This window comes from uncultured Cetobacterium sp. (genome assembly GCF_945952365.1).
In the GTDB taxonomy this organism is placed as follows: Bacteria; Fusobacteriota; Fusobacteriia; order Fusobacteriales; family Fusobacteriaceae; genus Cetobacterium_A.
Map to the genome: position 1 here is coordinate 19,032 of NZ_CAMFHX010000002.1, position 14,930 is coordinate 33,961.

Sequence of the window (14,930 nt, forward strand, 5' to 3'; positions counted from 1 at the left end):
ATCACTTAATCTTTTTTTTATTAAAATAGTATTTCTAATATATCTTTTGTTAGGATATATAAATCTTCTCCATCAACATATGGAGCTTTTGAGAACCTAGGTGTAAAATCAAGTTTATCTTCATCTTTCGTTCTCGAATTTGAATCCTCTTTATAACGCTCAAAGTTTTTTCTGTATTTTAACTCTCCTGGAACTAAATTAATACAAAAATTTTTATAAATAATTGTTATATAATCAAGAGCTTCCTCTGGTTTATTGTCATATGAGTTTACGTTATAGTATTTAAAATCATCTCCTAAAACTTTCTTTAACTCTTTTAAAGAAACAAACTCTTTATTTTCTAAAGATTTTATATCTGGAATACTTTCTTTATTTTTTTCCTTTAAATTTTCCTCGAAAAATTCAAAAATAATATCTAAAATACTTCCCCAATTTTGTGAGTGATTACCTCTTTCTACTGCTAAATATTTTGCATTCGATAGTACTGGAACAACGTCTTTTGTTAACCAACCTAACTCCTCTTTATTTCCTATTTCGGTTTTAAATGAGAATGTCTTATCTAAAGTTCCTATTCCAATTAAACTAGGTAACTCTTTAATATCTTGAACTGAATATTTTGATTGTTTCCATTGACTATGCTCTTTAACTCCCCAAGCTGGTGCTGTAGAAACCATTGCTTTAAATAAAGTTGGATAACGCATTGTTATATCAAAGGCTCCTCTTCCTCCCAATGAATTCCCCATAATAAAAATCTTATTTTTATCTACAGGATATTCTTCCATAATTGAATCGAAAGATTTTTCAAATGAATACAGTGCCTGTCTATGCATCCACATCGGATTTTGAGTCCATCCATTCGGAGAAACAAAAATATAGTTATACTTCTCTGCATAAACATCTAAATTTTTACCTCTATCCATTGTTCTATACAATGAAGCATTTTCATTTCCTGTTCCACCGTGTAATATATAAACTAAACGACTCTCTTTCTTTGTATAATTTTTAGGTATATACATAGTATATGGAACTATTCTATTTGCTTCTAAGGTAATTTCATTTCCATCAGCATCTTTAAAATGACTTCCCGAAGGTATATATATTCCCTTCCATTTCCATCCATAATCTCTTTTATTGGCGATTATATCATTCATGTAATCAGCCCAAGTATAATTATTTAATTTCTCTACATTTCCACTTCTCCATAAATTTGAAGCTCTTGGTATAATTGTTTTAGATACTACACCTTCTCTTTCTATATTTTCTGTAACATCGGCAAGATTCTTTATTTGAATAGCTATATAGCCATTCTCTTTAATCGTTTTTATATTAGTTAATCCCATGATTTCAGATACAGAAATATAGTATTTATTATCTTTTATCTCTATACTATCAGCATTTAATTTAAATTTAATATTTTTAAAACCTTTATCCTCTGCTATTTCAACATTGTTATCAAAAGGTTTATTTCTTCCTCCGAATGCAGGTTGATATTCAGTATAACTATACTTTCCAGATATTTTAGTTTTATTTTTTTTAGAATCTACCATTATATTCCAAGTTTTCTTTATATACTCTATCGATGTTGATCTTTTCCCAAAACCTTGAACTATTTTTTTGTCATAATAAGTATACTTTATTTCTAAAGTATCTTTCAAAATTTTATAGTCAAAATAAGGGTCATAAATTTTCTTTAAGTCACTTATTTCAACCATTAAATTTCCATTAGAATTAAAATAATAGTTATTTTCTAATTCAAAAGATACTAATGGATCGAAATATTCAACTTTTACAGTTGGGTCAAACGGAGAGAAAAAATCTGAAAAAATAATCTTATTATTTTTTAAATCAGATTTGAAAAACCATGTTGAACGATCCGTTGAAAAATCTATATAATTATGCTTCGGAAAATTTTGAGCAGAAACAACATTATACAAATTTAAAATAAAATATAAAATGTAAATCCAATATTTTTTTAACACTCACACACACTCCTAATATATTTTTTAAAATTATATTACCATATTCTTGTTAAAAAATAAACATTTTTATAATCAAAATATTAACTTGACTTTTTTATATTAAAAATATATACTAAAACCCTAGTTTATAAAGTTGTTAATTTATTAACAACAGTTAGAGGAGGAATTTTATGAAGTTAAAGTTTGCAGCTATCGGAACACTTTTATTCTCACAAATTTATGCATCGGAATCTTTTTTTGTAGATAATTTTGAATTTGATGAGAATTCTGCTGTAAAATTAGAGGAATCAGTTATAACAACAACAGGATTTGAAACAAGTGTTAGAAACACTACTTCAAATATAGCAGTTATAAATAGTACTGAGATTCAGGAGAAAGGTTATAAATCTGTTGAAGAGATTTTACAAAGTCAACCTACAATAAATCTTACAAAAGATGCCTTTGGAAGCAGAGTTGATTTAAGAGGACAAGGTGGAAACAAAGCTAGAAGTAACGTTAAAATTTTGGTTGATGGTGTCTCTATTGTTCCATTAAACAAAAGTCACTCAAGTCTTCCTCTTGATATGATTAATGTAGATAATATTGAAGCAATTGAAGTTATTCCTGGTGGTGGAGCTGTTTTATATGGAAGCGGAACTTCAGGTGGAGTAATCAATATAATTACTAAAACTGGGGCAGCAATGAATCCTGTTAATAAAGTTAATTTTGAAATTGGCTCATATAATAGAGGAAAAACATCTCTTTCTACCGGTGCATTGATTAATCCAAATACATTAATTCAAACAAATATTGTCTACGAAAAATCTGATTCCTATTTAGATGAAAAAGATAGTAAAGTAGTAAGTGCTGATATTCTTACTAAATACAAAATTTCTAACGATTCTGATATCAGTTTTAAATATGAAAAATATAATAATAAATCTCATGATCCTGGAGCTTTATTAACAGCAGAAGAGTATGAAGAAGATAGAACTCAAGTTGGAAGTAATGCTGATGAAAATCAATTTACTAAAACAAATAAAGATTTAATTAATACAACATATAATAAAAAAATAAATGATAGTTTAAAATTTAGTATACAAGGAACTTATCAATTAAAAAAAGATGAGTTTGATTCTGATAATGGAAATAGATTAAAAGAGTTTACAAATAATAATGTTAGAGAAGAACAGATTGATTTCAAACCTAAATTACAACTAAAATATGGAAATGATAATGTATTAGTTGTGGGATACGACTATAACTATGTGACATCTTCAAGAGATGTATTTTCACTAACTCCTAAAAAAACTCAAAATAGTAAAGATAATAGATCTGTTGAAAGTCACTCTATATATGCTTTAAATACATATAAGATTAACAAATTAGAATTAACTCAAGGAATTAGATACAATCACACTGAAAATAATTATGAAACAAAAGATAATATTTCTTCTTCAAACAGTACTCCAAAAACTACAGGAAAGATGGATAACTTTGCATATGAATTAGCTGCTAATTATCTTTATTCTGATACTGGAAATATTTATTCAAAGTGGGAAAGAGGATTTAACACACCTAATCCAACAAGTTTATTTAATAACCCTGATGATACACAAATTGCAAATGGATATACTTACGGTTTATCAGATGTAAAAGAAGAAACTTATAACTCATTTGAAGTTGGGGTAAGAGACTTTGTTTTAGGGTCTTATATTAGCTTATCAACATTCTATAGTAAAACTGACAATGAAATCTACAGAGATGGAACATCTAAAAATTGGGTTTCATACAATGTTGATGAAACTGAAAGAAAAGGAGTTGAGCTTTATTTAGAACAATATTTTGGAAAATTAACTCTATCGGAAAGCTATTCTTATATTGATGCTGAAATAACAAAAGGAAAATACGAAGGTAGTAAAGTTCCTGATGTTTCTCAAAATAGCTTTACTCTAGGAGTAAAATATGAGTTTACATCTAACTTTAATGCTATTGCTACTACAATTTATAAAGATGCCGTATATATTGATAATGAAAATGATGGTGGTAAGATTAATGAGCATGTTGTTACAAATCTAGTTTTCAATTATAATATAAAGGAAAATATAAGGGTATACGCCGGAATTAACAATCTATTCAATGAAATCTATGCCAGCCAATACAGAACTAATATGTACAGAGCTGCTAACGAAAGAAACTATTTTGCTGGTTTAAATTATACTTTTTAAAATACTTGACTTTTATTTTAATCCGATATTACAATATATATCCAGATTAAAATATTAAATTAACACAGGAGTTTTAAATGAACATAGGTAAAATAATTTCAATTATCCATAGAAAAAGACAGCAATTTATAAAAAAACAGATAAAAGATTTAAATTTAGATATCGCTATAAGCGATTACCCTATTGTTTTAATAGTAAATGCTAAAGGTAAAACGGGGACAACAGAAATTGCTCACGACTATGCAATGACTAAAGCTCAAGTTTCTCAAAGTACAAAAAAATTAGAAGAATTAGGTTATATCACTCAAAGTCGTAATGAAAATTTGAGAAACAGAGTTGATATCGATATTACTCCAAAAGGAAAAATTTTAGCAGAAAAACTTAGAGCTATTCAGAAAGAATGGCAAGAAAATAATGTTAAAAATTTAGATACTGAAACAATTTCTAATCTTTATCAAGTTTTAGAATCGATAGCTTTAGCTACCGAGAGTGAAGATATTTAAATAGCAATTCTAAAAATAGCCTCAATCTACGAGGCTATTTTTTAACTCTTCTTTTATATCATTTTCTATATATTCAAATAATTCATTATATCTAATTCTATAAAGAAGATTTGGAGATAGATATAACGAATTATTTTCCCCTTTCAATCTCAAATCACCTAAAATAGAGTTTTGACCATATATTGAATTATTTGGAGATATTGGAATTGAAACATGTGAAAGAGAAAAATTAGATTCATTCCATTTTAAATTTGTATTTCTCTCTTCACTAAATTTACCGCTACTATAGTTTAATACCTCTACAGCATCATCTTTTTTTGTATTATAATTTGAAACAAACGAAACGTTAAATTTAAAATCTAAGTCTAAAGCTTCATCTCTTAGATTTAAATTAATCACATTAGGTTTAAAAAACTCTTCAAACTTTCTATTTACATCAAATATAACCAATTTATTTTCAGGATTCTCCATCTTAAAGAAAATATCATAAAGATCTTTATCTAAAACTGTTGAATCAACGAGTGAGGTATAACTATATATTGGTGGCAACTCCTCTTTCTCTTTTTTACTTAACTTCATAAAATTAATTTTAGCTTTTTTTATTAAATAATAAACTTGGATTCCAGAATTTTTCGGAAACGAGTTATATTTTGCTGGATCATACTCTGGATTTATATCTAACCACTGAAACTTTTTAAAAGTAGGAATTAAACTCACCCAAGAATCTAAAAAACCAAACTTCGCCGCTGGTGACACTCCCATAGCGGGAGATAACCAGAATATCTTTTTAGGCTTTAATAAATCTTTATCTTTTCTTATACTACTACTTATATACTGAAGAGTCGCTGCTGCTCCTGTTGAAAATCCAACCATATAAAATTCTGGATTTTTTATATCCTTTAACTTTTCCTTTATCATTTTCGAACCAAAAACAGCCGCATCTTCAAAATCTTTTTGAGAAACTTTTACAAGCTCTCCAGGATATGTTCCATGATACTTATATCTTAATCCAAGTACATAATAACCATTTTCATAAAATATTTTGGCAGTATCTCTCATCATAAAAGGAGAATCAGTTAAGCCATGAAGAAGTAAAACTCCACCCTTTATATTTTCTGGTATCATTTGAAAAGATGCATTTATATTATTTCCATCTTTATCTAAAGAGGATAAAATTCCACTCTTTGAAAACCTTGTCAAATTATCTTTAGAATCTATCTCAACCTCTTTAAATACTTCATCTAAAAATATTTTTTCAGCTATTAAATATTCATCTATTGTTTTAAACTTTTTATAATCTGGTTCTTTAAACGAACTTTTTTCATGCCATTTTTTTAGCTCAGGTGCAATTTTATTGTAAACATAAGCTCTTACAAATTGAATAGAGATTATTATAACTATTAAAAAAACAATTATCTTTTTTAAAACTCCAACAATCTTCCTCATCTATCTCTCCTCGTTATTTTTTTATAAAAATAAAGGCTACCTCCAAACTTTTTATAAATTTGTTAGTAGCCTTTTACTTCTATTTTTAAATTAACTCTCTCAATAATTTAGCTAATTGATCTGGGCAAGATGTTCCTCTTGATGAACAATCAATTCCCTCTAGTCTTTTTATAACTTCCCCAATAGACATTCCTTCAACTAATTTTTCAATAGCAACAGTATTCCCGTCACATCCTCCAAAAAACTCTATTTTCTCAACAATATCCCCATTTAATTCTATTCCAATCTCTTTTGCACAAACACCCTTTGTTTTTAAAATTTTCATTCCTAAAATCTCCCTTTTCTATTCTTCTTAATACCCGTATAACCTATATTGTTGTATATCCTGAACAATTATCTAATTTATCCATTGTTATTTTCTTTAACTCTTCTTTAATTTTTAAATTTACTTCTTCTAATTTACATCTTAATCCACATAAAGCCATTTTAGATCCTGTACAACTCGTCTTATCTTCAAAGCAACCATTAACTTTTATTCCGCCTTCTAAAACTTTTACTATATCGTACACACTTATCTCTTCAGGTTTTTTTGCTGCTACATAACCGCCTTTAGCACCACGAAACGATTCTACTAAATCAGATGAAGTTAATTTCCCAAGAATTTTTAGTGTAAATCTTATAGATACACCTGAAATTTCAGAAATCTCCTTTGCATCCATTTTTCTATTTGCTTCACACAGTAAAAGTACAATTCTTATACCATAGTCAACTTCTCTACTAATTAACATTATTCCTCCAAATTTTAAAATTTCAATATTAATATTGTAGACCATTTCTCATTATAAATCAATACATATTTTATATAAATTCAACTAAAACCATCTAATTAAACAATATAAAAAAAAGTACAACTATGAAATCAACTATAAAAATTTTAGTCAGCAAACTCTTTCTATACATAGGATTACTAAATAATCTTATATAGTCATTTATTTTCAAATATCCTCTATATTTTTCATTCATAAAAAAATATGTAAATGCATCGAAAGTTAGCACTATTAAGTTATAGATTATCAACCTTTGTACCATGTTCCCCTCCTCAAGTTTTCTTATTATAATAATATATTACTTTATGTATCATATAATGTCAAATATTTGAAGAATCCTATATTTTAAATTGAATTTTTAATTAAAATGAATTATAATGTTAGCAGTTAGTATAATATCTATATATAAATAATCTATTAATATATAAGGGGGAGAGAAATGAGTTTTTTATCTAAACTTTTTAACAATAAGAATATCAAGGAACTCGAAAAAATTAATCTAACTTTAAATGAGCAGTTATTAAATCTTCAAAAAGAGTTACAAGAAAAAGAGATTCTTATTAATAACTACTCTTCTTTGCAATCTAAGCCAAATACTGACTATTCTAAACAATGGCAACTTATGGAAAAAAATCTTAGAAATTTACAAGAGGAAAATAAAGTTTTAAAAGAGCATCTTATGAAACTAAATAAAATTATTCCTACGCAGCAGTGGCAATACTCCTTTTTAGTTGATTTACACCACTTCTACTCTACTAATAAGTTCATTGGTATAAGAGAGAAATTAAATGAATGTGGTATTAAGTATATTCAAGAGATCACAGAGGAGCTTTTTTCTACAGTTTTAAAAGAGGATCGCTATGTTCAAGAGGGACTTCAAAAATTTTTAGATTATAAAAATGGAACTATTGATTGGGATGTGAAAACTTTCTTATTAAAAGGTGATAAAGTAACAAAAATATATCAAAAGTCTAGAAAGTTTTTAAATATATTAGCTGAAAAAAATATCGAATTCATGATCGACTTAGAAGCATTCAACTTTAGCTCTCTAAAAGAGTATGGATTCTCTGATGAAGATATAAGTAACTTTAAAGAAAAATACGAATCGTACAATACCGAAAGAAAAATATAATAGCTTTTACCTAGTTACATATTAGGCTAGAGTTTTGGGGAGGGAATTTTGATGAGTACATACAAATTATGGTGCAACTACCTTAGAATTGATAGATTTATATATCCTGATGAAAAAAAATTAAAATTTTTAAATTTTTGTGAGGAAAATAATGTAACCTATCTTTCTGAAATAGATGAGGAGTTATTATCCAAATACTCTAAAGTACCTGGTGTTGGTCCTGGAAGAATTGCAGACATCAAAAATGATCTGTCTGAAATTATTGAGAGATTTTCAAAACAAAAAACCTACAAAAAGATTGTTGATTGTCATTTAGATAAAATTATATTTAATATAAAACATATCGAAGGGATAAGTATTGGAGAGTTTTTAAGTTATACTCAAGATGAGATTGATTCTCTAACTCTTTCAAATAATGAGCTCGAAAGAATTTACGAAATTTGTACTACAACCCTTCCTTTAAAAGAAACTTTAAAGAAAATTAAAGATACTCTGTCTATTGATGATATTCAGCTTTTAATCGACAGACTTGAAAATAACAAAACATTAGAAGAGATTGGTAGCCTAAGAAATATTAGTCGTGAAAGAACTAGGCAGATTGAAATTAAATTAAAACAAATTATTGCAAATATATTCAAAAATACAAATTTAAATATTGCATTAAAAATAGAAGCTGATTTTAAAGATGAGATATCTTTAGATGAGATGTTTGAACTTTTTGGTGATGACTATCGTTTTTTAGTTAGTTTTTTAAAAAGAAATGAGATTTTCTCAAGACCTTTTTATATCGACTTCCTAGATCTTTTCCTTTTTGATAGAAGAGAAAGATTCTTTAAAATATTTTACTCGTTAGAGTTTACAAATATTTTGACTACTGAAAACGTTAAAACTATTAGAAGTAGTTTCAAAAGCTTCAAATGGATTACACAAGATGAAATCGAAAAAATTATAACTAAATTAGGATATGAAAAGCATGGCAAGTACTACGTCCAAAATAGTGGATATAAAGATATTCTAGAACTTTACTTTGTTAAATTAGTTTCTCATCCTTTAAGAGTTGATGAGAATACAATTAAGTTAATTATTGAAGATATTAACTCTAAACTAGACTATAACCTTTATGCTGAGGAGATCAAAAATATAACTGATAATACAACTGTATACTTAGCTCGTAGATTAGAGGGTTTACTTTCTAGAATTGATGGGATTATTATGACAGATTCTAGAACTTATATTCATATAAATAAAATAAAATATAATATTGAAGAGTTTTTAAGTTTAAAAGATACCATATTATCATTTAATGAAAATTATATTGATAGTATTGCCGTTTATAAAAACTTAGAAAAAGAGTTAAATAGTATCGGAATATACTCTGACCATGTATTTTACTCTCTTTTCAAACACCATTTTGCTGCAGAGCTAAATCTAAGTACTAATGGTAACAGTAGAGTATTAACAATTGGAGAGCAAGGATTTAATAGAGTTGAAGAACTTGAGAAATTTATCGAAGGTGAATCTAAAATCCTTGAAAAGAGTTATATACAAGAGAAACTTAACTATTCAAATGTTTCTTTAAATAATGCTATTGATAACTCAAACAAAATCATCAGTTTTGATAGATCTTTCATCGGTCTTATCAACTTTGTCAATATGACTAAAACTGAAATTGAGTTATTTAAATCTATGGTAATTTCAAATGATGATGATGGAAACATATCTATTCCAGAACTTATCAGTAGAATTAACTTAAATAAAGGATTTAAAACTTTTATTAAAAGAAATGAAATAAATAAATACTTTATTGCATCTTTAGTTAGATACTATTTCCCTGAATACAAAGGTGGATGTAATTTATTAAGTAAAAAAAATATTATAAAATAATTAGAACCTGGTTAAATCCAGGTTCTTTTTTGTCAATTATAGCTAAATAACTTGAAAATTTAACTAAAATAATATAATATCTAATTAAGTCTAATTTTAGGAGCATATCTATGAAATTTTTAATTACAGATTACTTTTTCAAAAGTATTCCTTTAGAGAAAAGTGAAAAAATTCTTAATAAATTATATTTTTTTTATAGCTTAATAAAAAGCAATAATAGTTTATCTGGAAAGCTTCCTAGTGGATTTTGGATAAAAAAGATAAATGGTGCTAACTCTCTTTATGAATTTAGAGTTGACAATGGCGATCGGATTTTTTTCTTATTCAACACTATTTCTAGAGAAAGCTCAGAGGGTGTCATTGTATTTTTAATCTATTCTTCTCATGATATGGCTATAAAAAAAGCTAAACGAAAAGAGGTTTTCGAAAGCAATTTAAAAGATTTTATCGTATTTGACCAAGAGGATAATATTGAAAATATTGATGAAAACTTCTTTAATTATAATAATTTAATTACATATGAGATTCTAAGTGATTCTGATTTTATCAGTAACTTTCATAATAAAAAATATAAATATTACTATTTAAATGATGAACAATACTCATGCTTAATTGATATTCCTCCACATTTTATTGCAGGAAGTGCAGGAAGTGGAAAAAGTACAATAACTCTTAGAAAACTTTTAAATTTAGAGGAGAACTCTGATTTTTACGGTTTTTCAAATATTTTATATCTTACTTCAAATAGATATTTAAAAGATAACTCATTCCAACAATATAACGAGTTTCGAAAAAGCTCTGAAAAAATAGCAAACTTTTTTACTTTAAAAGAGTTCTTATGTAAATACTTAGCTATTTCTCCTAAAGATATTGTTGATTTTAATCGTTTTAAAGAGTTTTTTAGATTTTCTTATCCAAATAGAAAAAAATTCAATCTTTCTATCGAAGAGATTTATTCTGAAATAAATGGACTTATTAAAGGTTTAATGATAAAAGAAAATGCAGATAATTGGAACAGAAATCTTTCTAGGAATATAATTCCTTTATCAGATTACTTAAACTTAAGTACCAAATATTCAACTCTTGATAGTGTTACACGTAAATCAATCTACGAAGTTACTGAAAACTATAACTCTTGGCTTAAAAATAATAGTCTATATGATTTAAATGATCTTTCTATAGCTCTTATTGAAAAAAATCTACCTTTTGATTATATAATTATAGATGAAGTTCAAGACTTAACTGAAGTACAGATATTCGTATTGACATCACTTGTTAAAAATAAAGAAAACCTATTTTTAGCTGGAGATATTCATCAAATGATCAATGCAACCTACTTCAATTTTGAAAGGATGAAAAATCTTTTTTACACAAAATATAATCAAAGAGTAAATCTTAAAATTTTATCAAAAAATTACCGAAGTTGTAAAAAAATTGTCGATTTAGCCAACTATTTTGCAGAGCTTAGAAGCTCATATATTGGAAACCTAGGAAGTGATGATTATAAAGAGGTTGCTATTCAAAAAGAAGGTGAAGTAAATTTAACATCTATAAACCTTTCTCTTTTGGAAAAAGCTCAAGAGAGTGCTAATTCAGCCATTGTTGTTCCTAACGATTTTGTAAAATCAGAACTTCTTGATAAACTGCAAAATAAACATAGAGTTTTTACTATCAGTGAGATTAAAGGTCTAGAATATAGCAACATAATTTGTTATAATCTTTCCTCTAATTATGAGGAACAATGGAATAAAATTTTTAAAAAAGAAACAAAACATGACCAACGTTATAGAAAATACTTCAACATATTTTATGTTGGTATAACACGAGCTCAAGAAAATCTTATAATCATGGAAAGTAATATAGATAATAACAAAGTTTTAAAAGAGCTCGAAAACTTCTTAATACCAAATGATAATATCACTATAAATAAAAAAAGTGAAAATTTAGAACTAGAAAAAGAGGATTGGCTAAAAGAAGGGATCAAGCTTTACAAATTAGAGCAACTTGAAGAAGCTCAATATGCCTTTGAAAAAGCTGGTGAGCCAACTTGGATTTTAGAAAAAGAATTACAACAAGACATAACAGCTCTTGATTTTAAAAGTGCTATTTCTAAAGTCTCTTTAAAAGTATTGAAAAGTAAAGAGGTCTACTATAGAAAATTAATAATTGATACCGCTATTGAGCACAAGCTATATTTTATAGCCACTGAGTGCAATCATATTTTCGGAATAGCGTACAAAGATAAAGAGATCAAAGAAGGAATTAAAGAGGGAATATCTGAAAATATCTTCACTCAAAAAGAACTACAAAAAATTATTCAGTTCTATAAAGAAAAAAAGGATTCAAAGTTTGTAGGAGATCTTCTTTTAAAAATGAAACGTTTCAATGAAGCTTTAGTATTTTATCAAAATTTAAATGATGCTATCGGTGTTAGATTAGCTCGTTCTGGTATCTTAGAACATAACTTTAAAAATATATCTAACTTCAAAGAAAAAGTAGCAGAACTTGACGATATAATAAAAAATAAAAATATAAATACCTTTGATAAAAAAGATAAGCTTACACCACTGCATAGAGCACTTCTAATCAAAAAAGACCCTGTTCTTTTTGAAATGATTCTATATCTTGGTGGAAATCTAAACACCTATGTCAAAGGAAAAGAGTTCGTTCCATTTTACATACTTTCTTTCATGAACGAATCTGATGATTTAATAAAAAAATTCCTCGATGTTTGTATCAAACATAATTTTGACTTTAATGTTGAAGAAAACTTCGATTTATACCTAGATAAAATAAAATATTTTAAGCATCTTGTAAACAAAGATGCTTTAACTTATGAATTCGCAGATAAAACTCTAGACAAATTCTTTAAAGTTGTATCGTTTGTGTCTGAAAGTGAAATAGAAAAAAGAAAATTAACTTTGTGTAAGAATATAATTAAAAACTATAAGAAGAAAAAGGAGAGTTTATGAACAAGAAACAAAATTTACTTAGAACATCTTTAGGTTCAGTCTTTAGTGAAAGTGACCTTATGGGAGGACTTATTGGAGAAAACAGACTTATCACTATTTCAGGAAAAATCAATAAACCTGGAATATATGAAATTCCTGAAAATGCAACTCTTAAAGATATCCTAGATATCGCTGGTGGAATGAAAGGTGGAAAAGATTTTAAGGCTGCACAATTTGGACTTCCATTTGGTGGATTTGCTACAAAAGAATCTCTGAATGAAATCGTTGATTTCAATCACTTCTTTGATTCAAACCATCCAAAAGCTTTAATTATTTTATCTGGTGAAAGCTGTATTGTACAGTTTGCTAAATATTATATAGAATTTATTCTTGGAAAACTTTCTAAAGGAGAGTACAGAGAGTATCTAATAGCAAAGTTTGAAATTGAAAGATCTTGGAGAGTTTTAGATAGAATCTCAAAAGGAAAAGGTAATATGAGAGACCTTTATCTTTTAAGACAACTTTCTCAAAACGTAAAAGAAAGTACTGGACAAAAGCACAATCTTATTGATGAAGCTATCGAAGCTTTCTATCACGAGTTTGAAGAGCATATTGAAGAGCACAGATGTTATACTGGAGAGTGTCCTCAACTTGTTAAATTTAGAATAACAAGCAAATGTATTGGATGTACTGCTTGTGCTAGAGTTTGCCCTGTTCACTGTATCGAAGGAAAAATTAAAGAGAGACATCATATCGACATTGAAAGATGTACTCACTGTGGTCAATGTGTTGCTGCCTGCCCTGTCAACGCAATCAACGAAGGAGATAATAGTTTTAAATTCCTAAGAGACCTAGGAACGCCTGGTAAAATTGTTATCACTCAAATGGCTCCTGCTGTTAGAGTTGCTCTTGGAGAAGCTTTTGGATTTGAAGCTGGAACTAATATAGAAAAGAAAATTAATGGAGCTCTTAGAATGCTTGGTGTAGATTATGTTTTCGATACAGCTTGGGCTGCTGATTTAACAATCATGGAAGAAGCTACTGAGTTCCAACATAGACTAGAAGCTTTCTTTAAAGGTGATGACAATGTTAGATTACCTATTCTAACTTCATGTTGTCCTGCTTGGGTTAAATTTATTGAGCAAAGCTACCCTGATATGTTAGATGTTCCATCGACAGTTAAATCTCCTATGCAAATCTTCTCTACTATAGCTAAAGATATCTGGGCTAAAGAAAAAGGTTATAAAAGAGACCAAGTTACTGCTGTTGCTATCATGCCTTGTTTAGCTAAAAAATATGAAGCTGCAAGAGAGGAGTTTTCAAGAGGAGATAACTATGATACAGATTACGTTATAACTACTAGAGAACTTATAAAAATTCTAAAAGAAACAGAGATTGATTTAAATAATGTAGAAGAGGAAGAATTTGACAATCCTTTAGGAGAATACTCTGGAGCTGGTATTATATTTGGTAGAACTGGAGGAGTTATTGAAGCTGCAACTAGATCTACTGTTGAAATGATAACTGGTGAAAGAATAGAAAATATCGAATTTGAAGCTTTAAGAGGATGGGATGGATTTAGAAGTTGTGACCTAACTATCGGACATATCGAACTTAGAATCGGAATTGCTCACGGTCTTGAAGAAGCAAAGAAAATGCTAGATAAAATAAGAAGTGGCGAAGAGTTCTATCATGCTATCGAAATCATGGCTTGTAAAGGTGGATGTATCGGTGGTGGTGGTCAGCCAAAAGCCATCAAAAAACAGGAAACTCTTGAAAAAAGAGCAGAAGGACTAAATAATATTGATAAGATATCTGAAATTAGAAGATCACATGAGAATCCTCAAGTTCAAGCTATCTATGATAAATATTTAGATTACCCTCTAAGTAGAAAAGCCCATGAGCTTTTACATACTAAGTATTTCCCAAAAATTAAAACACACAGATAATTTTACTCAATGTAGAAGCCTTTAATGGCTTCTATATTTTTTATTCTATTAC

General features: G+C 27.7%; 11 protein-coding genes. 6 read left to right on the plus strand and 5 right to left on the minus strand.

Going from position 1 to position 14,930, the window contains the following annotated elements:
- Positions 1–20 precede the first annotated feature (20 nt).
- Complete coding sequence (locus tag Q0O83_RS00800) at positions 21–1,979, minus strand: alpha/beta fold hydrolase (RefSeq protein ID WP_294093159.1); 1,959 nt, start codon at positions 1,977–1,979, stop codon at positions 21–23.
- 170 nt (positions 1,980–2,149) lie between these two features.
- On the opposite strand from Q0O83_RS00800, the gene Q0O83_RS00805 reads away from it, so the two are divergent.
- Positions 2,150–4,186 (plus strand): TonB-dependent receptor, encoded by a 2,037-nt coding sequence (locus Q0O83_RS00805; RefSeq protein ID WP_294093161.1) that lies wholly within the window; start codon positions 2,150–2,152, stop codon positions 4,184–4,186.
- Between the two features lie 77 nt (positions 4,187–4,263).
- On the plus strand, positions 4,264–4,689 hold the full coding sequence (locus tag Q0O83_RS00810; RefSeq protein ID WP_294093163.1) for a MarR family winged helix-turn-helix transcriptional regulator: 426 nt from the start codon (positions 4,264–4,266) through the stop codon (positions 4,687–4,689).
- A gap of 21 nt (positions 4,690–4,710) precedes the next feature.
- Here Q0O83_RS00810 and Q0O83_RS00815 read toward each other — a convergent pair whose 3' ends face one another.
- The 4 genes from Q0O83_RS00815 to Q0O83_RS00830 form a co-directional block, all read right to left on the minus strand.
- Entirely contained in the window at positions 4,711–6,135 is a 1,425-nt protein-coding gene (locus Q0O83_RS00815) for a hypothetical protein (RefSeq protein WP_294093165.1), read from the minus strand.
- Between the two features lie 85 nt (positions 6,136–6,220).
- Positions 6,221–6,460, minus strand: coding sequence for a TIGR03905 family TSCPD domain-containing protein (locus Q0O83_RS00820; RefSeq protein ID WP_294093167.1), 240 nt, complete (start codon positions 6,458–6,460; stop codon positions 6,221–6,223).
- Between the two features lie 43 nt (positions 6,461–6,503).
- Positions 6,504–6,923, minus strand: a complete 420-nt coding sequence (locus tag Q0O83_RS00825; RefSeq protein ID WP_294093169.1) for an Rrf2 family transcriptional regulator — start codon at positions 6,921–6,923, stop codon at positions 6,504–6,506.
- Between the two features lie 94 nt (positions 6,924–7,017).
- Complete coding sequence (locus Q0O83_RS00830) at positions 7,018–7,224, minus strand: hypothetical protein (protein WP_294093171.1); 207 nt, start codon at positions 7,222–7,224, stop codon at positions 7,018–7,020.
- 177 nt (positions 7,225–7,401) lie between these two features.
- Here Q0O83_RS00830 and Q0O83_RS00835 point away from each other — a divergent pair, with 177 nt between their 5' ends.
- From Q0O83_RS00835 to Q0O83_RS00850, 4 genes are all read left to right on the plus strand, one after another.
- Positions 7,402–8,094: a hypothetical protein gene (locus Q0O83_RS00835; protein WP_294093174.1), complete on the plus strand. Its 693-nt coding sequence runs from the start codon at positions 7,402–7,404 to the stop codon at positions 8,092–8,094.
- 51 nt (positions 8,095–8,145) lie between these two features.
- Complete coding sequence (locus tag Q0O83_RS00840) at positions 8,146–9,978, plus strand: hypothetical protein (protein WP_294093176.1); 1,833 nt, start codon at positions 8,146–8,148, stop codon at positions 9,976–9,978.
- Between the two features lie 110 nt (positions 9,979–10,088).
- Positions 10,089–12,950 (plus strand): UvrD-helicase domain-containing protein, encoded by a 2,862-nt coding sequence (locus Q0O83_RS00845; protein WP_294093178.1) that lies wholly within the window; start codon positions 10,089–10,091, stop codon positions 12,948–12,950.
- Positions 12,947–14,878 carry a [FeFe] hydrogenase, group A gene (locus tag Q0O83_RS00850; RefSeq protein WP_294093180.1) on the plus strand — a complete coding sequence of 644 codons (1,932 nt, stop codon included), beginning with the start codon at positions 12,947–12,949 and terminating at the stop codon, positions 14,876–14,878. The genes Q0O83_RS00845 and Q0O83_RS00850 overlap by 4 nt, the downstream gene beginning before the upstream one ends.
- The last annotated feature ends 52 nt before the right edge of the window (positions 14,879–14,930 follow it).